The organism is Bacillus sp. FSL W8-0519, from assembly GCF_038005585.1.
GTDB lineage: Bacteria > Bacillota > Bacilli > Bacillales > Bacillaceae_G > Bacillus_A > Bacillus_A paranthracis.
This window is the reverse complement of the sequence record NZ_JBBOTL010000001.1, coordinates 1,250,773-1,273,735: the sequence shown is the minus strand read 5'-3', so window position 1 is coordinate 1,273,735 and position 22,963 is coordinate 1,250,773. Positions and strand designations below refer to the sequence as shown.

26 protein-coding genes are annotated in these 22,963 nt (G+C 36.4%); 11 read left to right on the top strand and 15 right to left on the bottom strand.

Translation table 11 applies throughout. The features are described 5' to 3' along the window. Positions 1-25: 25 nt before the first annotated feature. The 10 genes from NST14_RS06595 to NST14_RS06550 all read right to left on the bottom strand — a co-directional run bounded on the left by NST14_RS06595 (position 26) and on the right by NST14_RS06550 (position 8,052). Positions 26-559: a spore coat CotO family protein gene (locus tag NST14_RS06595; protein WP_229142920.1), complete on the bottom strand. Its 534-nt coding sequence runs from the start codon at positions 557-559 to the stop codon at positions 26-28. 140 nt (positions 560-699) lie between these two features. Then, on the bottom strand, positions 700-1,470 hold the full coding sequence (fabI, locus tag NST14_RS06590) for an enoyl-ACP reductase FabI (RefSeq protein WP_000421886.1): 771 nt from the start codon (positions 1,468-1,470) through the stop codon (positions 700-702). A 108-nt stretch (positions 1,471-1,578) separates the two neighbouring features. Continuing rightward, the gene (gene rfbD / locus NST14_RS06585; RefSeq protein WP_001209175.1) at positions 1,579-2,433 is read right to left on the bottom strand and encodes a dTDP-4-dehydrorhamnose reductase; all 855 of its coding nucleotides are present in this window, start codon (positions 2,431-2,433) and stop codon (positions 1,579-1,581) included. Between the two features lie 11 nt (positions 2,434-2,444). After that, positions 2,445-3,413, bottom strand: coding sequence for a dTDP-glucose 4,6-dehydratase (rfbB, locus tag NST14_RS06580; protein ID WP_001024147.1), 969 nt, complete (start codon positions 3,411-3,413; stop codon positions 2,445-2,447). Between the two features lie 15 nt (positions 3,414-3,428). Then, entirely contained in the window at positions 3,429-3,974 is a 546-nt protein-coding gene (gene rfbC, locus NST14_RS06575) for a dTDP-4-dehydrorhamnose 3,5-epimerase (protein ID WP_000451992.1), read from the bottom strand. 8 nt (positions 3,975-3,982) lie between these two features. Next, a complete protein-coding gene (locus NST14_RS06570) occupies positions 3,983-4,720 on the bottom strand; it encodes a sugar phosphate nucleotidyltransferase (protein WP_000676174.1) in 738 nt (245 codons plus the stop codon). 14 nt (positions 4,721-4,734) lie between these two features. After that, entirely contained in the window at positions 4,735-5,415 is a 681-nt protein-coding gene (locus NST14_RS06565; protein WP_000654997.1) for a glycosyltransferase family protein, read from the bottom strand. 12 nt (positions 5,416-5,427) lie between these two features. Next, positions 5,428-6,114, bottom strand: a complete 687-nt coding sequence (locus NST14_RS06560; RefSeq protein ID WP_001272381.1) for a glycosyltransferase family protein — start codon at positions 6,112-6,114, stop codon at positions 5,428-5,430. Then, complete coding sequence (locus NST14_RS06555) at positions 6,111-6,800, bottom strand: class I SAM-dependent methyltransferase (RefSeq protein WP_001087862.1); 690 nt, start codon at positions 6,798-6,800, stop codon at positions 6,111-6,113. The genes NST14_RS06560 and NST14_RS06555 overlap by 4 nt, the downstream gene beginning before the upstream one ends. Positions 6,801-6,951: 151 nt before the next feature. Next, entirely contained in the window at positions 6,952-8,052 is a 1,101-nt protein-coding gene (locus NST14_RS06550; RefSeq protein WP_000932900.1) for a glycosyltransferase, read from the bottom strand. A 165-nt stretch (positions 8,053-8,217) separates the two neighbouring features. On the opposite strand from NST14_RS06550, the gene NST14_RS06545 reads away from it, so the two are divergent. The 7 genes from NST14_RS06545 (at position 8,218) to NST14_RS06515 (ending at position 15,581) form a co-directional block, all read left to right on the top strand. Then, on the top strand, positions 8,218-9,069 hold the full coding sequence (locus NST14_RS06545; RefSeq protein WP_048557233.1) for a BclA C-terminal domain-containing protein: 852 nt from the start codon (positions 8,218-8,220) through the stop codon (positions 9,067-9,069). Between the two features lie 122 nt (positions 9,070-9,191). Further along, a complete protein-coding gene (locus NST14_RS06540) occupies positions 9,192-10,037 on the top strand; it encodes a TylF/MycF family methyltransferase (protein WP_000428847.1) in 846 nt (281 codons plus the stop codon). 136 nt (positions 10,038-10,173) lie between these two features. Next, complete coding sequence (locus NST14_RS06535; RefSeq protein ID WP_001004741.1) at positions 10,174-10,932, top strand: class I SAM-dependent methyltransferase; 759 nt, start codon at positions 10,174-10,176, stop codon at positions 10,930-10,932. A 6-nt stretch (positions 10,933-10,938) separates the two neighbouring features. Beyond that, positions 10,939-11,874: a glycosyltransferase family 2 protein gene (locus tag NST14_RS06530; protein WP_000427737.1), complete on the top strand. Its 936-nt coding sequence runs from the start codon at positions 10,939-10,941 to the stop codon at positions 11,872-11,874. Between the two features lie 142 nt (positions 11,875-12,016). After that, positions 12,017-13,177 carry an FtsW/RodA/SpoVE family cell cycle protein gene (locus tag NST14_RS06525; protein WP_000654691.1) on the top strand — a complete coding sequence of 387 codons (1,161 nt, stop codon included), beginning with the start codon at positions 12,017-12,019 and terminating at the stop codon, positions 13,175-13,177. A gap of 74 nt (positions 13,178-13,251) precedes the next feature. Next, positions 13,252-13,992 (top strand): bis(5'-nucleosyl)-tetraphosphatase PrpE, encoded by a 741-nt coding sequence (gene prpE, locus NST14_RS06520; protein WP_000872681.1) that lies wholly within the window; start codon positions 13,252-13,254, stop codon positions 13,990-13,992. Between the two features lie 200 nt (positions 13,993-14,192). Further along, positions 14,193-15,581: a peptidase G2 autoproteolytic cleavage domain-containing protein gene (locus NST14_RS06515; protein ID WP_000730496.1), complete on the top strand. Its 1,389-nt coding sequence runs from the start codon at positions 14,193-14,195 to the stop codon at positions 15,579-15,581. A 47-nt stretch (positions 15,582-15,628) separates the two neighbouring features. Here the strand turns inward: NST14_RS06515 and NST14_RS06510 are convergent, their stop codons facing one another. Genes NST14_RS06510 through NST14_RS06495 form a run of 4 tightly spaced genes read right to left on the bottom strand, consistent with a single transcriptional unit; the run spans position 15,629 to position 18,394 of the window. Further along, the gene (locus NST14_RS06510; RefSeq protein WP_048557234.1) at positions 15,629-16,522 is read right to left on the bottom strand and encodes an RluA family pseudouridine synthase; all 894 of its coding nucleotides are present in this window, start codon (positions 16,520-16,522) and stop codon (positions 15,629-15,631) included. Between the two features lie 15 nt (positions 16,523-16,537). Beyond that, positions 16,538-17,335, bottom strand: a complete 798-nt coding sequence (locus tag NST14_RS06505; RefSeq protein WP_000673184.1) for an NAD kinase — start codon at positions 17,333-17,335, stop codon at positions 16,538-16,540. An 18-nt stretch (positions 17,336-17,353) separates the two neighbouring features. Next, positions 17,354-17,992 (bottom strand): GTP pyrophosphokinase, encoded by a 639-nt coding sequence (locus NST14_RS06500; protein WP_001081482.1) that lies wholly within the window; start codon positions 17,990-17,992, stop codon positions 17,354-17,356. A 30-nt stretch (positions 17,993-18,022) separates the two neighbouring features. After that, entirely contained in the window at positions 18,023-18,394 is a 372-nt protein-coding gene (locus tag NST14_RS06495) for a UPF0738 family protein (RefSeq protein ID WP_001180003.1), read from the bottom strand. Between the two features lie 146 nt (positions 18,395-18,540). Between NST14_RS06495 and NST14_RS06490 the strand changes: the two genes are divergently transcribed. The 4 genes from NST14_RS06490 (at position 18,541) to NST14_RS06475 (ending at position 20,994) form a co-directional block, all read left to right on the top strand. Then, positions 18,541-19,119: a CYTH domain-containing protein gene (locus NST14_RS06490; protein WP_000191110.1), complete on the top strand. Its 579-nt coding sequence runs from the start codon at positions 18,541-18,543 to the stop codon at positions 19,117-19,119. 180 nt (positions 19,120-19,299) lie between these two features. Continuing rightward, on the top strand, positions 19,300-19,698 hold the full coding sequence (locus NST14_RS06485) for a globin domain-containing protein (RefSeq protein WP_000043380.1): 399 nt from the start codon (positions 19,300-19,302) through the stop codon (positions 19,696-19,698). Next, positions 19,698-20,591 carry a ClpXP adapter SpxH family protein gene (locus NST14_RS06480; RefSeq protein WP_000360652.1) on the top strand — a complete coding sequence of 298 codons (894 nt, stop codon included), beginning with the start codon at positions 19,698-19,700 and terminating at the stop codon, positions 20,589-20,591. Before NST14_RS06485 ends, NST14_RS06480 begins: the two co-directional genes overlap by 1 nt. A 229-nt stretch (positions 20,592-20,820) precedes the next feature. Continuing rightward, positions 20,821-20,994, top strand: coding sequence for a hypothetical protein (locus NST14_RS06475; RefSeq protein ID WP_000754592.1), 174 nt, complete (start codon positions 20,821-20,823; stop codon positions 20,992-20,994). A gap of 117 nt (positions 20,995-21,111) precedes the next feature. On the opposite strand, the gene pepF is transcribed toward NST14_RS06475, so the two are convergent. Beyond that, entirely contained in the window at positions 21,112-22,938 is a 1,827-nt protein-coding gene (gene pepF / locus NST14_RS06470; protein WP_000003390.1) for an oligoendopeptidase F, read from the bottom strand. Positions 22,939-22,963: the final 25 nt, after the last annotated feature.

The following is a 22,963-nucleotide window of genomic DNA, read 5'->3' as shown; positions in this document are numbered from 1 at the left end:
GAAGATTTCTACCACCTTTACATATTTAAAAGCCGGCCATATCAATCGATTTTATCTCCTCTATAGATAACCTAATATCTCTCATACTATTTGGCGGCATAATGGCTACAATTCCATTACGATACGAGATGATTGATCCAACATATGAGACTGTAGCTGTTTTTATTCTGCACCTTACTTTCGGAATATAATGAGGACGATTTAATAAAAAATGAATCTTCTCTTCATTATTCATATCCTTAAATGATTTATTATACGGGACAGTTCTCACTGGTTCTTTCTGTTTCTGTTCCAGTTCCTCTTCTTCTTCTATTTTCTCTTCTACTTGTTGCTCTTTTTGCTCTTTTTGCTCTTCTATTACCTCTTCCACCGCACTACTTACAACATTTTCGTTTCTATTACTTTCCTCTTTTTGATCCTCATTTTCAAAGTTTGTTAAAATAATTCTTTTGATTTTCGGTGCAGCAAGTTCCAAACTTACTTGCGCAATATATAACAACGGTTTTCCAACTGTTGAACTTTTATTTTTATTCTTCACACTCGTCCCTCCCACTTCCATACGTAGCTGAATAAATCGTGTACTATTATACTTATATTCATAACGTGGTAAGAACTTTCGTTAAAAATCGTTCTTTCTAAGAACAAATAAAAAGGACAATCTCAACATGTAGAGATTGTCCTTTAAAATTAATATTATATTTATCCTAAGATATGATACCCTGAATCAACGTGAATGTTTTCTCCTGTTACGCCGCGTGCTAAATCACTGAATAAGAATACTGCTGTATCCCCAACTTCTTCTTGCGTTGTTGTACGACGAAGTGGTGCGCGCTCCTCAATTTCTCTTAAGATTGAGTTAAAGTCGCCTACACCTTTTGCAGATAACGTACGAATTGGACCTGCAGAAATAGCGTTAACGCGAATGCCATGTTGACCTAAATCGTTAGCTAAATATTTCACGCTCGCTTCTAATGAAGCTTTTGCTACACCCATAACGTTATAGTTTTTCACAACGCGCTCGCCGCCAAGATATGTTAACGTTAAAATATTTCCGCCTTCTGTCATTACTTTCTTCGCTTCTCTTGCTACAGCTGTTAAAGAGAATGCACTAATATTTTGTGCAAGTAAAAATCCATCGCGAGAAGTATCTACAAATTCACCTTTTAAGTCGTCACGATTTGCAAAAGCAATACAATGTGCTACACCGTGAATTGTACCAACTTCTTGTTTGATTGTTTCAAAGCAAGCTGTAAGTTCTTCATCATTTGTTACATCACAAGGTAATACAAGTGACTCTTGTCCTTCTAATGTATCCGCTAATTCACGAACGTTTCTCTCTAAACGTTCTCCTGCATATGTGAAGATTAATTTTGCACCTGCATTATGCAAAGAGCGAGCAATTCCCCATGCAATACTTCTTTGGTTCGCAACGCCCATAACAACAAATGTTTTCCCTTGTAATAGTTCCATGATATATCCTCCCAGAAATACTTATACTTGTTATTAGTACCTGATACTATAATTATAGTAACATAAAACCTCTTAAAGGCAAACAAAAAAGTCATTAACTGAAAATTGTTAATGACTTTTTGTTTCTATAAAAAAACGCTCTAATCCTTCTTCCCAAGAAGGCATTTGTAAAAAACCATTTAATCGCAGCATGTTATGTTGGAAAATAGAATATTTTGGTCTCGCTGCCGCCGATCCAAATTCTTCAGTTGAAACCGGTAATACATCCACTTTCATATTTGCATACGAAAATATTTTCTTTGCAAATTCAAACCAAGAACATGATCCTCTATTGGATACGTGATACGTACCGTATAAAGAAGTATGGATGAGCTTATTAATCATTACATTTAAATCCGCCACATACGTAGGAGAACCGATTTGATCCGCTACAACAGATACTTCTTCTCTTTCTTTCCCTAATCGCATCATCGTTTTCACAAAATTATTTCCATACTTACCATACAACCATGATGTACGAACGATAAAGTATTTATTATGTAACTCTTTGACGAACTGCTCTCCCGCATATTTAGAAGCCCCGTATATATTTATCGGCGCCGGATTATGAAATTCATCGTACCCTTCCGGTCTATCACCTTGAAATACATAATCCGTACTAATATAAACTAACTTTGCCTCCACTAATTGTGAGGCAACTGCTACATTTCGAGCCCCTATTGCATTTATTCTATAAGCAAGATCTCGTTCTTTCTCAGCTTGATCAACCTTCGTATACGCTGCACAATGAATAATGATATGTGGCCTTATTTTTTGTACCACTTGCTGCACTTTGGATATATTTGTTATATCTAGTAACTTTTTATCAAATGGATATATGTCATATTCTTCAGGATTTAACTCTTCTTGTAGTTGCTTTCCCAATTGACCATTTGCTCCTGTTATGATAATCCGTTCTCTCATTTATATGCCCCTTACTTTTTTAATGGTTTCCACCATTCCTCATTCTTCTCATACCATTGCACCGTTTCTTGTAACCCTTGCTCAAACGTATACTTCGGTTCCCAATCAAATTCATTCTTCATTTTCTCTGCATCAATCGCATAACGGCGGTCGTGTCCTAAACGATCTGTCACATATTCAATATCCTTTTCCGTTTTTCCTAAGAGAGTAATAATTTGTTCCACAACATCTATATTTGTTTTTTCATTATTTCCACCTATATTATATACTTCTCCTATACGTCCCTTATGCAAAACAACGTCAATCGCACGACAATGATCCGTTACATGTAACCAATCTCTTACATTTAATCCATCGCCATATAACGGTAATTTTTTTCCTTCGAGCGCATTCGTAACCATTAACGGAATTAATTTTTCAGGATATTGATACGGCCCGTAGTTATTGGAACAACGCGTTACTATAACTGGTAATTGATATGTTTTATAATAAGATAAAGCTATCATATCGGCGCTCGCTTTGCTTGAAGAATATGGACTATTTGGAGCTAACGGGGTTTCCTCGGTAAATCGCCCTGTTTTTCCTAAAGAGCCATACACCTCATCCGTTGATACTTGCACGAGTTTAATATGCGGATATTTTTTTACTAATTCTAATAAGGTGACTGTCCCAATTACATTTGTATCATAAAAAGGAAGCGGATTTTCAATACTACGGTCCACATGTGATTCAGCTGCGAAATTGACAATGACTTGCACATCACGTTCCTTAATAACATGCTCCAGCAGCTCTCCATTTTGAATTTCACCTTTTACAAAATAGTAATTCGGATGATCTTGAATAGACTTTACATTATTTAAGTTTCCACTATATGTTAATGCATCGAAATTAATAATTTTATATGTTTCATAGCTTTGTAACATATAATGCACAAAATTACTTCCAATAAATCCGGCCCCACCTGTTACTAATATATTCATACACAACTCTCCTACTCAAAAACTATCTTCACATTCCTGAAGCGATGGTAATATTCGATCTTTATCAGACAAAATAGGGCTTGTTACCGGCCATGGAATTGCTAAGTCTTTATCATTCCAAAGTACCCCTGAGTCATGATTAGCACTATAATACTCATCTACTTTATACATAACAATAGTATGCGGGACAAGTGTACAAAAACCATGTGCAAATCCTTTTGGCACTAATAATTGCCGATGATTATCCGCGCTTAAAATATATCCTCTCCATTGTTTAAAAGTTGGTGAATCTTTTCGCAAATCAACGATAACGTCATAAATTGCTCCTTGCATAACTTGAATAAGTTTCGTTTGTGCTTTCGGATTTTTTTGAAAGTGTAACCCCCGAATCGTTCCCGCTTCTGTCGAATACGAAACATTATCCTGTACAAATGAATACGTAACTCCTAATGTTTCTAGCACCTTCTTATTATAACTTTCAGTAAAAAAGCCACGCTCATCTCCAAATAACCTCGGTTCTAACAATTTTGCGTCGGTAAAGTTTGTTTCTATAACTTCCATATTCTCACCTATTCTCCGTTAAACTGTTTACCAAAGTTTATATCCCGCGCTAACATATTCGCCCTTTGAAGAGAAACATGAGTTCCTGCATCAGTCCACCAACCGCTCATTTCATTATAAGTAAGTACCTCACGTTTTAAATACCAATTATTGATATCTGTAATTTCAAGCTCTCCCCTTGCGGAAGGTTTTAATTCTTTTATATAAGAAAAGACTTTCGAATCATACAAATAAATTCCTGTGACTGCATAGGAACTTTTCGGCTCTTTCGGCTTTTCTTCAATTTCAATTATTTTGCCGTTTTGAATATTTGCTACGCCAAATCTCTCCGGATCATCTACAGATTGCAGCAGTACTTTCGCACCTTCTTTTTGATTTGCAAACTCTTCAACATACGGACGAATATCATCCGAAAAAATATTATCACCTAATATAACTACCATGCGGTCATTCCCAACGAAATCTTCACAAAGCCCTAATGCTTGCGCAATTCCACCAGCCTTATCTTGCACACGATACGTAAAGGACACGCCAAACTCTTGACCGCTTCCTAAAAAACTAACAACATCTCCCATATGCTCTTTACCTGTAATAATCATAATATCTGTAATCTCGCATTGTTTTAGCTTATATACCGCATGATAAATCATTGGATAACGTCCAACAGGAAGCAAATGTTTATTCGTTACTTTCGTTATTGGGTATAACCTCGATCCAGTACCGCCTGCTAAAATAATCCCTTTCACTCTGCATCTCTCCCTTATGATGGAGATAATATATCTTTATACTGTTCTACAAACACTTTTCGATCTTTCTCATATGTATCCGCATCAAATTCATCTCCGTTATAATGAATACACCATAAATTTGATTGGTTTGGGATACCAATTAAATAACCAGCCCTTTGAAACTCTAAAGACTGTGATACATCATAAAAGTGGAACCCTTGAAACAAATCTTCTCGCCACGGAATATCATACTGCGTTGCCATGAATAACCCATCAATTGCCTGCACCGACATAAAAGATTGGCTTCCATAAAACCCCTGATCTAAATTTAATAGTTGATAATTCCGTCTTCTATACTCAATCACTTTCCCTACTAAATTTTTCCCTTCCCACCATATCCCGTTACTCGGTAAAAATTGGGCTCCAGCTACTCCAATTAAGCCGAGCTTTTCATTATCTTTAAACAGAGAAATAAGTGTATAAAACATCTCTCGATTAATAAGATAAGTGTCCTGATGTATATAAACCTTATACTTCGCGGGATATGAAAGCGCTCGGTTATATGCGCTTGCCATACTTTTCGCATCTCGTATCGGAAAAATTTGCACGACATAATCAGGGGGAACAAAAAGGTTTCTTATTTGTCTCTCGCATTGTTCAAATAGCTCTTCATTATTTACACAAACAACAACTAATATTGTACGATCCTTCATTTTGTAGCCCCTCTATTCGTCTTGATTTACATCTGACATATAGTTCTCCACAAATATCTTTCTATACTTGTCATAGTTGGTCATATTTACATCAATATGATAGTGAATGCACCACGCATCACGCTGTACAGGAACCCCAACTGTATAGCCAGCTTTTCTAAATTCAAATGACTGAGATACATCATAATAGTCAAACCCATCAAACAAGTCTTCTCGCCACGGAATATCGTATTGCGTTGCCATCAATAAACCGTCTATACATTCCACAGGCATAAATGTTTTTGACTCATGGTACGGTTGTTCTTGCGTTGCCATATAAAATAAATCGTTCATATAACCAATTACTTTCCCAACAACTCCCTTGCCTTCATTCCATATCCCGTTTGGAGGAACATACTGGGCTCCAATCATTCCAATCATTCCAAGATGTTCATGTTCGTTAAATAATTGAAGTAATCCGTATAAAAATGCCACATTCATAATGAAAACATCTTGGTGTATATATACTTTATATTTCGCTGGATGCGAAATCGCTTGATTATATCCGCTCGTCATACTTTTCGCATTCCGAATTGGCATAAATTGTACAATATATCCTGGAGGCACTGCCAATCTCAATATATGCCGTACACACTGTGCATACATTTTCCGATCATTTATACACGTAACAAATAATATTGTTTTTTCACCAGCACTCATAACTGTGATTTTTCTGCTTCAATAATATACTGAAATACGACCGTCTCAGCCATGAAGCCACTTCCAAGACGATATTTCTTACAAATTCCATATAACTCCTCAATTAACGGTTCATACACTTTATGATCAATATATACACGATCTACTTTACTAATTGAATAGCCTGCTTTTAAAAACATTCGGAGCATTTCATTAAATGTAAAGAAACGAATATGCGTTTTATCTAATAAACCATATTCTGTATACGTCCAATTTCCAGCAAGTAACGGTGCTAATACTGAAATGTGAGCAACGTTTGGTATACTTGCTAAAATCACACCATTTTCTTTTATATATGGCTTTACTTTTTCTATTACAGCCCAAGGATCAAATAAATGCTCTAATACGTCACCAAATATAACGCAATCAAATTGCTCCTCCTCGTACGGCATATCCATTGTTTCTATATCGCCTAAAACGACATGATCTAGTTTTTCTTTTGCTTGTTCTGCCGCCTCTGGGAATGCCTCAATTCCAGATACACGTGTGCCATTTTCTTTTATGGCAGCTCCCAATGCACCACTCGAGCAACCGATATCAAGAACTTCTTTCCATTCCTTTTTTATATGCTTTAATAAATTCGGATTCACTGCATTATAATAATGCCCAGACTTTTCTTCGTATAAAGAATTTTTTGGGGAATTCATTTTACACACTCCTTATGCAAATTGAATTTGAAATATAAATCTCATTTAAAGTCTATAAATGTAACCTGTACTAGTTACATTGCCGATACTTTACTATATAGCCAATCTATTAGAGTTAGAATCGCGATGAGCCATTTCTAAAAAAAGCTGCCTATAACGATTTATATTGTTTATCAAAAACACTCCGAAAATATTTGCGGTTATATTCGATTGCAGCATTATTTGGAACATAAGCAGCCGCTAATTCGTTGTAATAATAAGCTTTGTCTTGATCTCCTAACTTGCTATAACAAATACACATTTGTAAATAGGGAAGCCATGTGTAGCTCGCTGGACTATGAAATGGACTCTCCGTCGCCATTGGTACTTCCGTTGCAAGTTTAAACCAAAATATCGCTTCGTTATATTTTTGTTGTTCCATATATATATATCCTATTCTTGTACAATTCTCCCCTCTAGGAACATCATATCGAAACGACTTCACGCAAGATTCAATTGCCTTTTCCCATGATCCAAGCTTTGCATAGCAATCTCCTAACTTACCACATGCATAAATTTTCTCTTCATACCATCCTTCATCTTGATTAAGAAATGTTTCATATAGCATAACTGCATCATCATATTTTTGGTTATCCATAGATTCATTAGCGTAATAAAATAAATCTCTCGGACTCAATTCTTCTCCTGCAGCTACAGCATTTTGAAAAATTTTCAAATTACGATTTGTTACCTTTTTTTCTTTTTTATGTGTAATAGCAACATTACTACTAAAAGTTTCACCAGAAATAGCTAAATACTCATGAACCTTTCCAAACCATTGAAATTGTTTTTCACGCTTTACAAGTCGATTTCTTTTTGTACAATATAAAGGTTTCCCGCTAGAATCCAATGCAAGATGATACGGCATCGAAACAGCATCAATTTTAGGATCTAATTCTCTTTTTAAAAGTTTCAATGCTTCTTGAGCATCTTCTAATAATACGTCATCTGCATCTAGCCACAATATATATTCTTGCGTTGCTTTTGAAAAAGAAAAATTTCTTGCTGCTGCAAAATCATTAATCCATGGAAAGTCATATATGTTAGAGGTATATTGAGCTACAATTTCTTTCGTTCGATCAATGGAACCTGTATCAACTATAATAATTTCATCAACAATTTTTTCGACTGCATCTAAACATCGACCTATTGTATCTTCCTCATCTCGAACAATCATACATAAACTAATTGTAATTCCTTGCTTGTTCAACATAATCACCCTCTTCCAAATCAATCATATGTTATACATACAATAAACTTTCCACTTTTTTAACTTGCACAAGCAGTTTAAGATTTCTTTTCAATAATTCAAATGTCCGTGTCATTTTCTTTCGGTTTTGCATCTACTATATAATGAACGCTTTATGGAGGTGAATTTATGTCAAATAATAATTATTCAGATGGATTGAATCCCGATGAATCTTTATCAGCTAGTGCATTTGACCCTAATCTTGTAGGACCAACATTACCACCAATACCACCGTTTACCCTTCCGACTGGACCAACTGGACCGACTGGACCAACTGGGCCGACTGGGCCAACTGTACCAACTGGGCCAACTGGGCCAACTGGACCGACTGGACCGACTGGGCCAACTGGTACAACTGGTACAACTGGACCAACTGGTGCTACTGGACCGACTGGGCCAACTGGTACAACTGGTACGACTGGACCAACTGGGCCAACTGGAGACACTGGTGCTACTGGATTAACTGGGCCAACTGGAGATACTGGACCAACTGGACTGACTGGGCCGACTGGAGCTACCGGACTGACTGGGCCGACTGGTGCTACCGGACTGACTGGGCCAACTGGGCCATCCGGGCTAGGACTTCCAGCAGGACTATATGCATTTAACTCCGGTGGGATTTCTTTAGATCTAGGAATTAATGATCCACTACCATTTAATACTGTTGGATCTCAGTTTGGTACAGCAATTTCTCAATTAGATGCTGATACTTTCGTAATTAGTGAAACTGGATTCTATAAAATTACTGTTATCGCTAATACTGCAACAGTCAGTGCATTAGGAGGTCTTACAATCCAAGTGAATGGAGTACCTGTACCAGGTACTGGATCAAGTTTAATCTCACTTGGAGCACCTATCGTTATTCAAGCAATTACGCAAATTACGACAACTCCATCATTAGTTGAAGTAATTGTTACAGGGCTTGGATTATCATTAGCTCTTGGTACGAGTGCATCCATTATTATTGAAAAAATCGCTTAAATTTTTACTTAGCAGTAAAACTGATATCAGTTTTACTGCTTTTTCATTGGTAAATTCAATCATTAAATCCTTCTTTTCTACATAGTCATAATGTTGTATAACATTCTTCAGGAGGCACTTATATGGAAAATAAATCGGCTGTCCAGCTTTATCTCGAGTTATTAAAGAAAACAATTTTATTTGAAATATGGTTGGAATACGAACCATACTTACCTGCTTCGTTACATATTTCTAAAGAACTATCATATGAACCAGTTACGGTTCCCCTTCCTTTATTTCTTAAGCAGTATATAGAAAATCACAATTTAAAAATCGTTAATCCTAACGTTTCAAACAATGAGCGTCAAGGTGGCAAGGATTGGCCAAGAGCTGCACATAGTATGGTTGGGCGAAAACGTATGAATCAATTACAAGAGGCGATGGAAACTGTAGTCAGGGAAAATATAGAAGGTGATTTTATTGAAACTGGTGTATGGCGCGGAGGATCATGCATTTTTATGAATGGGTTTTTACAAGCAAACAACATTAAGGATCGTACTGTATGGGTTGCCGATTCGTTTGAAGGTCTGCCCGCACCTAACTTAGAACAATATCCGAAAGATTACGGTGATTATTTGCACACATTCGATTACTTACGAGTTTCTTTAGAAACAGTGCAAGAAAACTTTAGAAAATATGATTTATTAAATGATCAGGTGAAATTTTTAAAGGGTTGGTTTAAAGATACATTGCCTTCAGCACCGATAGAAAAAATTGCAATTGCACGCCTTGATGGTGATATGTATGAATCAACGATGGATAGTCTTGTAAATTTATACGATAAAGTTTCAATAGGTGGCTTTATTATTATTGATGATTATGGACTGATAACATGCGCAGAGGCTGTAACAGATTTCAGAAGTGAAAGAAACATAAAAACTCCTATGACTCAAATCGATGATTTCGGTATTTTTTGGAGAAAAGAATAGAATAAAAAAATATTTAGTTGAGGGGTACTATTATACTACTAATTCATGAAAACCAATCTTGTAATGAATAAAAGCAAAGCTCCCCTCAATATAAAGTAGAAATTTCCTACTTTACTATAAGAAAGGTGTGAATTTTTTGAACGAAAATGAGAAAAAAATCACATTAATCCCACCTCCAGAACTTGTTCAATATGTAGGTGGTCATTTTGAAGAAGTTGGAAAAGAGTTTATGCAGTATTTTATTGAAATTGGCAATTTAAAATCAAATGAAACAGTGTTAGATGTAGGCTGTGGTATCGGCCGGATGGCGGTTCCATTAATGAACTATTTAAGCGATGATGGTAATTATTATGGATTTGACTTATTTAATAAAGGAATTACATGGTGCAAAAATAACATTTCAACACGCCGTAACAATTTCCATTTTGAACATGTCGATATATATAACCAATTCTACAATCCCGATGGAAAAGAAGATGCTTCCCAATACAAGTTTCCATATGAAGATGAATCATTCGATTTTATTTTTTTAACGTCTGTATTTACCCATCTTCTTCCGAAAGAATTAGAACATTACGTACGCGAGATTGCACGAGTTCTGAAAAAAGATGGGAGATGTTTTATTACTTTCTTTTTAATTAATCCTGAATCTTCCTATTACTTAAATGCAGGACTAAGTCCGTTAGGTTTTTACCATCAAATTGACAATTGTTATGTTCTAAATAAAGATATCCCGAATTTCGCAGTTGCCTATCTTGAGGAAGATATTCGTACTCTATTAAATAAATATGGGCTAGAAATGCAGACTCCTCCCCATTATGGTTCATGGTGTGGCAGAACTGAACACACAAGTTATCAAGATATTATTCTTACACAGAAAATTTCTGAAAGGTAGTTGTATATGGAAAACATAAAAAATGTACCTCTCGTTTCCATCCTTATTCCTACCTATAATCGGCCACATTATTTTAAAATTGCTCTAGAAAGTGCATTAGCACAAACGTATTCAAATATTGAAATTATTGTAGGAGACGATAGCACAAATAATGAAACAGAAAAATTAATATACAGAGATTATTTACATAAGCATAAACATATAACGTACATTCGAAACCCCTCTACTTTAGGACAATTTCATAACGCCCTTATGCTTTTAGAACAATCAAATGGAGAGTACATAAATTTCTTAATGGACGATGATATATTTTATAATAATAAAATTGAAAAAATGATGTTTTATTTCCAAAAAGACTTAGATCAAAATCTCGCACTTATTACATCTTATCGTACTTGGATTAATGATGATGGAGAGATAATTGAACAACACCCCTCCATGAACAGATTATATGATGAAGATACTCTATTAAATGGGAAAGATCTTGGAAACCATATGCTTATACTAGGGCAAAATATTATTGGTGAACCTACGACTGTACTCTTTCGAAAACGCCTATTAACAGAACCTTTCGGTACTTTAAATGGTAGAAATTATAATTGTAGTGTGGATATGGCTTCTTGGATCAGTTTACTTTCCAAAGGTGATGCAATCTATATTACGGAACCTTTAAGTTCTTTCCGCCTTCATACGGGACAGCAAGTACATCACAAATACCTTGAAGGTTGCGAAGATTTTTCACATCTCGTTTTACATTCAAAAAAATATGGTTTTCTACAAGAGACTGACTATTACAAAACGAGTCTGTTAAAAGCTTGCGAATGGTATAAAAACGCTACAACATTTTATCAGCTATATCCAGAACTCATTCCAACGACCGATACACATACTCGCCTTTCTCATTGTTTGAATATAGTTACAAAAGAACTCCATGCAATCTAATCCATCACAAGGGGGAATTCCTTCCTTGTGATGTATGACTTCCCGCAAATAGTGGAATAAATGTATGCATAGTCTGCTTGTATATTATTTTTTTCATGACATAATCCATATATTTACTAGGCGATAGAAAGGAATACATACATTGAAAGATCCAAATTCTCAATATCAAATAGACTACGTATTACTATGCATCTTATTTGCCATTGGGACTGTTAGTTGCTTTGCAATTGCAAGTGCACAAGCCTCTTTACCACCATTTTTGCAACATGTAAATTTTGTATTAAAGCAAATCCAGTGGTACTTCATTGGATTCATAGCCATTGGTGTTATTATGATTATCGATTTCGATCGTTATCAAAAAATTGCTTGGTATTTATATAGCTTTGCATTGGTACTACTAATTGGACTAGAACTTCAAGTACCAGGTGCCATTACAATTAAAGGTGCGACCGCTTGGTACAGGCTCCCAGGCATCGGAAATTTCCAGCCTTCTGAAATTATGAAATTGTTTTTAATTATCGTCACCGGACGAATTATAGCAAATCACAATGAGAAATATTTTTACCGAACAATACACGATGATTTTTTATTACTCGGAAAAATATGCGCAACAAGTTTGCCGCCCCTACTACTTATCGCAAAGGAACCTGATTTAGGAAACACAATGGTAATTTCAGCTATGCTTGCAGCAATGATATTAGTTTCTGGTATACGTTGGCGTTTTATTTTCGGGATAGCTTCCGGTATCTTTGCAGCTGGCGTTACATTAACGTATATTTTTTTTACTCATACAAAATTCTTTAAAGCACACATTTTACAAGAATATCAATTAAATCGCTTCTACGGCTGGTTAGCTCCATACAAATATGATGCGCAAGGCTATCAATTAAGACAAGCTTTCTTAGCTACTGGATCAGGAGAAATGCAAGGAAAAGGTTGGGAAAATGGACAAGTATACTTTCCAGAACCACATACAGATTTTATTTTCACGAATGTCGCTGAGCAATTTGGATTTTTAGGCGCAAGCGTCATTATTGCACTTTTTTTCCTACTTATTTTCCGCATGATTCATATCGCTATAGAAAGTAATGACCCTTTCGGTAGTTACATCTGCGCTGGTACAATCGGAATGTTTACTTTTCAAGTATTTCAAAATATCGGGATGACAATCGGACTACTACCTATTACAGGAATCACATTACCCCTTATGAGCTACGGAGGAAGTTCCTTACTCACATACATGATAGCGATTGGATTTGTTTTAAACGTCCGCTCAAGAACGAAAATCTTTATGTTCAACTGAAGCACAAAAACGGTATATTTTTATCTCTATCCTTTTTTAGATATACTAATGAAAAATATGATGGAGGTTTAAATATGAAATATGACATTATAGGGGATATTCATGGATGCTTCCAAGAGTTTCAAGATTTAACGAAAAAACTCGGATATAACTGGAATAGTGACTTACCGATTCACCCTGATCAACGCAAGCTTGCTTTTGTTGGCGATATCACAGATCGCGGTCCTCATTCATTACGTATGATTGAAATTGTATGGGAACTTGTCATAAATAAAAAAGTAGCGTATTACGCTCCGGGAAATCACTGCAATAAACTATACCGATTTTTCCTTGGACGTAATGTGACAATCGCTCATGGACTCGAAACAACTGTTGCCGAATATGAAGCACTACCTTCTCATCAACAAAACATGATAAAAGAAAAATTCATCACACTTTACGAGCAATCCCCTTTATATCATGTACTCGATGAAAAAAGGTTAATTGTGTGTCACGCCGGCATTCGGCAAGATTACATAGGAAGAAAAGATAAAAAAGTACAAACCTTTGTATTATACGGCGATATTACAGGAGAAAAACATGCTGACGGTTCACCTGTCCGTCGCGACTGGGCGAAGGAGTATAAAGGAACATCTTGGGTTGTATATGGACATACACCCGTAAAAGAACCTCGCTTTGTAAATCATACAGTCAATATTGACACTGGTGCTGTATTTGGTGGCAAACTAACTGGACTACGTTATCCTGAAATGGAGATTGTTTCCGTTCCTTCCTCCCTGCCTTTTGTCCCTGAGAAATTCCGCCCAATTTCATAACTCATATGTGTAAGGATTACCGTATCTTTTAGGCGTCTCTCATATAAAGTGAAACTTTAATCAGCCCTCACCAATCCCACTTTAATGGGCAGCCCGCCCATTAAAGTGGGATAAAAATTGGGTAAAGTCATTAAAAAAAGATGCAATAAAGTGCATCTTTTTTTAATGACACGGCATATACTGTCGCAGGAGGTGACAGAATGAAGAAAAAATCTTCTAAACAAAAAAGAAAATGCCCGCCTTTTTATCTGCCCATGTACGGAATTAACAACTGGTGCAGCATTCGAGCTGCAGCTGTAGAAGAACTGGAAGAACAAGAGGCTTCCACAAAAAACAAAGATAGACCAAAATATGTCTCATTACAGAATGCTGTAATGAGCCGCATAATTGATAATAGAAAAGCAAAGATGCAGCAAAAAAATAAACCTCTCTCTACTCATATTGAACAGATTGTGCCTTCTGAGCAAGTAGAGAAGAATACAGAAGAAAACAGCCCTGTAGCAATAAATAAAAAAGCGGAAGCAGAAATTCCAGCTGCTATTATAAATCAAGTAAAAAAAATTAAAGAAGCATTAGTACCATCAGGTGATATACAAACAGAAAAAACGATTATCATTCAGACCCCTACATCTGAAAATAAAAAAGTAAAAAAAGATGGGCGGTATGCATATGCAGAGGGTCTTCACTCTCATGCAGAGGGTACAGCTTCACATGCAGAAGGACTTCTCACACATGCAAAAGGTTCTTTCTCTCATGCAGAAGGATCAAAAACAAAAGCAACTGGACATAGTTCCCATAGTGAAGGAAGTGAAACGACAGCAGGTGGCTCCTATTCTCATGCGGAAGGTAAACATACAATCGCTTTAGGCGAAGCAGCACATGCAGAAGGAACCGCGACTATCGCTAACGGATTCTCTTCTCATGCGGAAGGTAATCATACATCAACAGCTCATTTTGCAGGTAGCCATATTATGGGGCGCTTCGGCACAGCAGATGAATCTTATTCTTGGTTTATTGCAAACGGCACAAATGAAACCGATCATAATATCGGTGCAAAGTGGCTTGCTCATAATGGAGAAATGTATATTGAGGGCGCTTCTTACAATGCAAGCGGAACTGATTTTGCACAAATGTTTGAAACAGTAGACAATACTTTTATTGATGTAGGTTACTTCGTTACATTTAGTAGCGAAGAAAAAATTCGAATCGCTACTTCAAACGATTCATTCATCTTAGGAATATCTAGTGCCACCCCCGCTCTTATAGGAAATAGCGGTGCTTTAAGTTGGCAAAAACGCTATAAAACAGATAGCTTCGGAAAACGTCAATATGTACGTACGGAATCGCAAGACATACAACCTCTTTTAAATGCAGAATGGGATCCAGCTTGCAAATATATAGCAAGAAAAGACCGTAACGAGTGGCTTCCTGTCGGATTAATTGGACAAATGTTAGTACGTGATGACGGTACTTGCGAAACGCATGGATATTGTCGTCCAAATAACGATGGCATTGCTACAAAATCTGAAAGTGGCTTTTTCGTTATAAAGCGCACGGGCGACAATCAAATTTTAATATTATTCCGCTAAGAAAAAGGGAACAAAACTCTTCGTTACATAAGAATTTTGTTCCCTTTTTAAATATGTCTTAATACCGCTTGCATATCGCTTGGAATCGGTGTAGTGAAAGACATTTCTTTCTCTAAAATAGGATGATAAAACGTCAAGGATGTACTGTGAAGCGCTTGTCGTTTCATTTCATCTCTTTTTCCACCATATAAATTATCGCCAAGTAGCGGATGTCCTATGTACGCCATATGCACACGAATTTGATGCGTTCTCCCTGTATCGAGCTCAAGTGATACGTGCGTCTTATGATTGACGCTATCGATCACTCTAAAATGAGTAACGGCTCTTTGCCCCTCCTCACAAACGGTTCGCTCAATAATGCTATCCGATTTTCGTCCAATCGGTGCGTCAATCGTTCCTTCTCTTTCTACCATCTCACCGTGAACAATCGCTTCATACGTTCTTTTCACAGCTTTTTGTTGATGCTGTTTCGATAAAAGATGATGTACGAAACGATTTTTTGCAATAAGCATAAGCCCTGAAGTATCACGATCTAACCTCGTTACGATGTGAACCGTACTTGTAAGATGTCGCTTATCATAATGAGATAAGAGCGCATTCGCAACACTTCCTGCCGGATGTTCTCTAGACGGGATCGTTGACATGTTTGCCTCTTTGTTTATGACAAGAACTGCATCATCTTCATATACGATACATAAAGGAATATCTTCAGCAATCATCCCTTCACTTCTTTCCTCTACTGGAAAAAAGACACGTAATTCTTCACCAGCTTGCAACTGATGACGAACGCTCGCATGTTGACCATTTACTTCTATAGATCCGCCATGAAACTTTATATCCGTTAATGCAGCTTTGGAGATTCCTTTTGTTTTTAAAAATTCTCTAACTAAAGTTCCTTCCTCAGCCGAGTCTATATCCCATTTCAATGTAAATCTGTTCAAATATATAAACCCTTTCTATTTATCTGCAACAAACGAGTCACGAACTCGTTTCCAGAACGGAAATGGACGGAAACGAACGAATCGTACTTTCTCATTTGCCACGCGATACTGAATTGATTTCACATCTTGATGAACCATCGTTAAATGGTCCACCGTAATTTGTAAGTTCATTCCTGCAGTCGGCTTCAGCACGCATGTATGATGTTTCGGCAATACGAGCGGCGAACCTACCGTACGAAACACCCGGTTATTAATAGATGCCATTTCCGCAATTTGAATCGCTTCAATAGAAGGGTGAATAATTGCTCCGCCAAGCGCCTTATTATACGCAGTACTTCCCGAAGGAGTAGAAATACAAAGGCCATCCCCGCGGAACGTTTCAAAGTACTCTCCGCGTATTTCCACTTCTGTTACTAATGTACCTTCTGCACTTTTTACAGTCGCTTCATTCATCGCTAAATACTGCGACTCTTTACTCCCATTCACATAGCGAATAATCACTTCTAAAAGCGGATATTCCACCACTTGGAATGGTGTTTTAGCAATTGCAATTACTAATTTCTCTACTTCTGTCGGTAACCAATCTGCATAGAAACCTAAATGCCCTGTATGTACACCAACAAATGCTGTTTCATCCAATCGATTATAATAACGATGAAACGCATATAAAAGCGTTCCATCTCCCCCAACAGAAATTACAATATCGGGTTCCTTTTCATCCATTATAAATCCAAAATCTAGCAAGTATTCTTTCATCGTGCTTGCCAGTGCATCTGATGATTGATCTCCCTTTGACATAATTGTAAATTTCATCGCCCAACACCCTTTAGTTTATGATTCGGAATCTTTCGTTTCTTGCTTTCTTGAAAAAGCTTTCTGCGCTTCTTGAATTTCAAGACGGATAGAAGACATTTCTTCATCTAATAAAAATGCTGCTTCCGCTGCACGTTGCAAGCGTATTTTAATATCTTCAGGAAAACGTCCACTATATTTATAATTTAAAGAATGCTCAATTGTTGCCCAAAAGTTCATTGCTAGCGTACGTATTTGGATTTCTACCAATACTTTTTGTTCCCCTTGAATTGTTTGAACAGGATAACTAATAACAACGTGATAAGAACGATAACCGCTATCTTTCTTCTGCGTGACGTAATCACGTTCTTCCACGATTTCAAAGTCATTTCGTTTTCGAAGATATTCTACAACAGGCTTAATCTCATCAACAAATTGACACATCATTCGAAGGCCCGCGATATCTTGCATATCTTCTCTTAGCCTGTCTAACGGTACATTTCTCTTCTCCGCTTTATCAATAATACTTGCAACCGACTTTACCCTTCCTGTTACAAACTCAATTGGAGAATGCTCTGTTAACATTGCAAATTGAGTACGCATTCCTTTTAGTTTCACTTTCAGCTCTGCCACCGCTTGGTGGTAAGGTGCTAAAAATTCTTCCCAATTTCGATTCATTTCAACCACCACCAAAATCAATCCATTTGCTTATAGAAATACTTTTTCTACAGCAGTTACTAGTTCTTCTCCGTAATTTGCATTACCTTCAATATTTTCAACTAAATATTCTACTTCTTCTTTTAAACCTTCTAATTCCATTTCAATGTCATTCACGCGAACGAACATAACCACGTCGTTATTCATCGCTTCATGCATTGCTTCCCAGCATGTATGCGGAATGCTTACATAAATGAAAGATGATTCGTTTTCTAAGATATATAAAAATGATAAATTATCTGAGTCTACAAGTACGTGATTACGCGCACTTAACTCCTTTACCTCTATTTCACTATTTTCCGCACAAAAAATAAGAGCATTCTCTCTCTTTTCTACGCTCTTAACTTGGATTTTATTTTGCATGCTCTAACTCCTCCATCTCAACTTCCTGTCTTACTTAACAGTATTATTGTATCATAACATGGACGCAAACAAATAAAACATTGAACCAAATTTGTGAAAAAGCGATAATGTGTAAAGAATTATTTTTCAAAAGGAGCGCGCATACAATGACACAAGAAATTGAAATTGAATTTAAAAATATTGTTACAGAAGAAGAATTCAATACATTATGTAAATCATTCTCTATTGAAGGATTTACGAAACAGGTGAATCACTACTTTGAAACACCGAGCTTCTCATTAAAAGAAGCTGGCTCTGCACTTCGTATTCGTCATAAAGGAGAAACTTATACATTAACATTAAAACAACCTGCAGAAGTCGGCTTGTTAGAAACGCATCAAGTTATAACAGCAGATGAAGCAAGATTGATGATGGAAACAAATACAATTATTCAAGGCGCTGTAGTAGATCAACTACACACATTACAAATTCCTGTTTCTGCTTTAACTTATATGGGTAGTTTAACAACTGAAAGAGCCGAAACACTATTTGAAGGCGGAACGCTTGTCTTTGATCATAGTTTCTATTACAATCACGATGATTATGAAATTGAATTTGAAGTGCAAGATGAAGAAGCAGGCAAAGCTGCCTTTATTCATTTGTTAAAGCAACACGACATACCAATCCGTCATACAAATAATAAAGTAAAACGCTTTTTCCTTGCCAAACAAAACAAAGCACGCTAAAGTGAAAATTCCACTAGTGAATACGTTCTACTAGTGGATACATCTCACTTTTTGAAAAAGAAAAGATTCTTTTACATCTGTAGAATAAGCAAAGAACGTTATGAAGGCGGTTTATTTGCCCTCCCTAACATTCCATTGCTACAATAGATATACATTTCATGGAAAAAGGAGTTTAAAAGGATGAGCAAGCAACCGATGACACCATTTGAAGCAATTGGCGGTGAACAATGCATTGCAATATTAGTAGACACATTTTATTCCTATGTCAGTAAACACCCTGACCTATCTCCCATCTTCCCGGATGATTTAACAGAAACAGCTAGGAAGCAGAAGCAATTTTTAACACAATATTTAGGTGGTCCTAATTTGTACACGGAAGAACATGGTCATCCTATGTTAAGAGCACGCCATCTCCCGTTTGAGATTACTCCAAAACGAGCAGAGGCTTGGCTATCGTGCATGGAGCAAGCAATGGATGACACAGGAGTGCACGGTCATATAAGAGAGTTCGTTTTTGAACGTTTAGCATTAACTGCTCAGCATATGGTTAATACTCCAGACGAAACAGGTGAAATATAATGGATAAACAGGAAGCAAAGCATATCAATATGCCATCTCCTTCCGCATGTGAGCATAAGTCTGTAGAAGCATATTTATTTATTGATCCACTTTGTAAAGATTGCTGGGAAATTGAGCCCTTTATTATTAAACTATGGCTTGAATACGGGAAATACTTCTCTATTCGTCATATCGTAACAGGAAAAGTGGACGGAACGAACGCTTCCTCACACAAATGGAATAAACCTGCTAATATTCGATTTGTGTGGGAAAAGACAACAAGTTTACAAGGTTTTTCATGTGATGGAAAGGTACATATGCAAGAAGCATCGTCAACACCATATTTAGTTTCGATGGCAATTAAAGCAGCGGAGTTGCAGGGCCGAAAAGCAGGTTCGAAGTTTTTGCGAAAACTCCAAGAATACATTTTCCTTGAAAATGTATCAAATCCTGACTGCGAATTATTACTTGCATGCGCAAAAGATAGCAATATTGATGTAGAAGAATTTAAAAAAGACCTATATTCTGCTAGCGCAAAAAAGGCTTTCCAATGTGACTTAAAATTCACAAATGAGATGCATATTACAGAAATACCTTCTCTCGTATTCTTTCATGCAAATTCAGATGAAGAAGGTATTAAAATCGCTGGAACGTATTCCTACGACGTCTACGTACAATTATTGAAAGAACTTGTAAAATGTGAAATCGAGCCAGAGCCATTACCACCTTTAGAAGTATTACTGGAAGCGACACAATTTATCTCTTCAAAAGAAGTAGCATTTATATATGACTGCTCGAAGCAAGAAATTGAACGTGAACTAAAAAAATTACAACTGAAACGAAAAGTACAAATGATTGACGTAAAATGTGAGCGTTATTGGAAATGGATAGCAAAAGAAAAAGACCTGGTGTAAACACCAGGTCTTTTTCTTTACGGCTTATAAAAATATTAAAGGGGATGGGAGAAATTTTCACGTTCAAACAAAGGGGTATATGTTTGTATGTGAATTCGTTCACGCTTATTATATTACAAGATTCGACGTCAGATGACAACCCCTTTTGTCGAATTTCACACTTTTGTCACATTCTAAACGTTTTCATTTTTGAATAAGCTATAAAAAAGCTATTTTGGAGGTGTTTTGTATGAAAAAAACGTATATTTTACTTATCATTCTAGCTATCATTGTTTCTTTTTTCTTGTACATCCTCTCCCTACTACAAGCTTTTCCTAAAATGATTGCCTTTCCTCTTTTATTTGGAGTCATTGTCATCGCTCTCTCTTATTTCAACCATAAAAAACGATTTAAAGGGTTTTAATGAACTGTAAAACTGCCTTCTATTTTAGAAAAAAGAAGACAATTCGATTTATTTTCTCGACAAATATCGACAAAATGACATTAAGAAAAAGACGAGGCAAATTCCTCGTCTTTTCTATTACTTCTCTTCAAATAATAATGCTTCTAATTCATTTAATTTCTCTTCAAATACTTGCAATGCTTCTTTTACCGGTTCTGGAGATGCCATATCTACTCCAGCTTTTTTCAGCACTTCAATTGGGTAATCTGAGCTTCCTGCTTTTAAGAACTCATTAATGTAACGTTCTACTGCTGGTTGCCCTTCTTCTAAAATTTGTTTAGATAGAGCCGTTGCTGCACTAAATCCTGTTGCGTATTGGTATACGTAATAGTTGTAGTAGAAGTGCGGAATACGAGACCACTCTAAACCAATTTCTTCATCAATTACTAAAGCATCACCGAAATATTTCTTATTTAAATCATAGTAGATCTCCGTTAGCATGTCTGGTGTTACCGCATGTCCCTCTTGTACTTTCTTATGAATAATATGCTCAAACTCTGCGAACATCGTTTGACGGAATACAGTACCACGGAATCCTTCTAAATAATGATTTAATAAGTATAGACGCTCTTTCTTATCTTCTGTCGTTTTTAATAAATAATCGTTTAGAAGCGCCTCATTACAAGTTGATGCTACTTCCGCAACAAAGATTGAATAATCCCCGTATACGTGCGGCTGCGTTTTTCTTGTGTAGTAACTATGGACAGAATGGCCAAATTCATGAGCAAGTGTAAATAAATTATTTACATTATCATGCCAGTTCATTAAAATATAAGGATTTGTTCCATAGGCACCAGATGAATATGCACCGCTTCGTTTTCCTTTATTCTCATACACATCTACCCAGCGATTTTCATATGCTTCTTTCAAAATATCAACATACTCATCACCAAGTACATGTAAAGACTTTAATAACATGTCTTGCGCTTCTTCATACTTCACATTCATTTTCACTTCGGGTACAAGTGGTGTATATAAATCATACATATGAAGCTCATCAAGCCCTAGTGCACGCTTACGAATATCAATGTAACGATGTAGCAAGTGTAAATTGTCATTTACAGATTGAACAAGTTGATCATACACCGCTTCAGGAATATTATTATTACTTAATGCTGCTTGACGTGCAGAGTCATATTTACGAACGCGTGCATTAAAGTTATTACGCTTCACAGCTCCGCTTAACGTACTTGCAAATGTGTTCTTATATTTCCCGTACGTTTCATATACAGCTTTGAATGCATCTTCACGCACACGACGATCATCACTTTCTAAAAACTGAATGTAACGGCCATGTGTAATTTCTACTTCTTCTCCATCCTCACCTTTAATAGATGGGAATTTCAAATCCGCATTATTCAACATACCAAATGTATTACTTGACGCACTCATTACTTCAGATGCTTCTGCTAATAAAGCCTCTTCCGCTTCAGATAATACGTGAGGGCGTTGACGCGTAATTTCTTCTAACGCATGTTCATATACACTTAAGTCTCTATTTTCTTTCAAGAATGTTTGCAATGTATCTTCTGAAATCGATAAAATTTCAGGCACAATATATGCTGTGCTACTAGATACTTGTGAATATAAATTTGTCGCGCGATCATTTAACGCTTGATACACAGAGTTTGTTGTATCTTGATCGTAACGCATATGTGCATATGTATATAACTTACCTAATCGCATTGAAATTTCATCTTCATATTGCAATGCTTCAAGTAAATTGTTCGCAGAGTCACCAAGTTTCCCTTTAAATTCAGTTAACTTCGGTAATAGCTCTTTAATAGCTTGGAATTCTTGTTCCCATTCTGCATCTGTTTGGAAAATATCTTCTAATCGCCACGTACTTGATTCTTCAATTTCGTTACGATCCGGTAATGTTTTTGCTGTGTTTTGTTCAGACATGCTTTAAGCCCTCCTTTAAATATCT

Coding starts and splice junctions, on each gene's coding strand:
- NST14_RS06530 (WP_000427737.1), top strand. CDS start 10,939: ATGGAAAACATAAAAAATGTACCTCTCGTTTCCATCCTTATTCCTACC.
- NST14_RS06480 (WP_000360652.1), top strand. CDS start 19,698: ATGGATAAACAGGAAGCAAAGCATATCAATATGCCATCTCCTTCCGCA.
- NST14_RS06545 (WP_048557233.1), top strand. CDS start 8,218: ATGTCAAATAATAATTATTCAGATGGATTGAATCCCGATGAATCTTTA.
- prpE (WP_000872681.1), top strand. CDS start 13,252: ATGAAATATGACATTATAGGGGATATTCATGGATGCTTCCAAGAGTTT.
- NST14_RS06540 (WP_000428847.1), top strand. CDS start 9,192: ATGGAAAATAAATCGGCTGTCCAGCTTTATCTCGAGTTATTAAAGAAA.
- NST14_RS06515 (WP_000730496.1), top strand. CDS start 14,193: ATGAAGAAAAAATCTTCTAAACAAAAAAGAAAATGCCCGCCTTTTTAT.
- rfbD (WP_001209175.1), bottom strand. CDS start 2,433: ATGAGAGAACGGATTATCATAACAGGAGCAAATGGTCAATTGGGAAAG.
- rfbC (WP_000451992.1), bottom strand. CDS start 3,974: ATGGAAGTTATAGAAACAAACTTTACCGACGCAAAATTGTTAGAACCG.
- NST14_RS06595 (WP_229142920.1), bottom strand. CDS start 559: ATGGAAGTGGGAGGGACGAGTGTGAAGAATAAAAATAAAAGTTCAACA.
- pepF (WP_000003390.1), bottom strand. CDS start 22,938: ATGTCTGAACAAAACACAGCAAAAACATTACCGGATCGTAACGAAATT.
- NST14_RS06505 (WP_000673184.1), bottom strand. CDS start 17,335: ATGAAATTTACAATTATGTCAAAGGGAGATCAATCATCAGATGCACTG.
- NST14_RS06475 (WP_000754592.1), top strand. CDS start 20,821: ATGAAAAAAACGTATATTTTACTTATCATTCTAGCTATCATTGTTTCT.
- NST14_RS06485 (WP_000043380.1), top strand. CDS start 19,300: ATGAGCAAGCAACCGATGACACCATTTGAAGCAATTGGCGGTGAACAA.
- NST14_RS06495 (WP_001180003.1), bottom strand. CDS start 18,394: ATGCAAAATAAAATCCAAGTTAAGAGCGTAGAAAAGAGAGAGAATGCT.
- fabI (WP_000421886.1), bottom strand. CDS start 1,470: ATGGAACTATTACAAGGGAAAACATTTGTTGTTATGGGCGTTGCGAAC.
- NST14_RS06490 (WP_000191110.1), top strand. CDS start 18,541: ATGACACAAGAAATTGAAATTGAATTTAAAAATATTGTTACAGAAGAA.
- NST14_RS06565 (WP_000654997.1), bottom strand. CDS start 5,415: ATGAAGGATCGTACAATATTAGTTGTTGTTTGTGTAAATAATGAAGAG.
- rfbB (WP_001024147.1), bottom strand. CDS start 3,413: ATGAATATATTAGTAACAGGTGGGGCCGGATTTATTGGAAGTAATTTT.
- NST14_RS06500 (WP_001081482.1), bottom strand. CDS start 17,992: ATGAATCGAAATTGGGAAGAATTTTTAGCACCTTACCACCAAGCGGTG.
- NST14_RS06555 (WP_001087862.1), bottom strand. CDS start 6,800: ATGAATTCCCCAAAAAATTCTTTATACGAAGAAAAGTCTGGGCATTAT.
- NST14_RS06560 (WP_001272381.1), bottom strand. CDS start 6,114: ATGAGTGCTGGTGAAAAAACAATATTATTTGTTACGTGTATAAATGAT.
- NST14_RS06550 (WP_000932900.1), bottom strand. CDS start 8,052: ATGTTGAACAAGCAAGGAATTACAATTAGTTTATGTATGATTGTTCGA.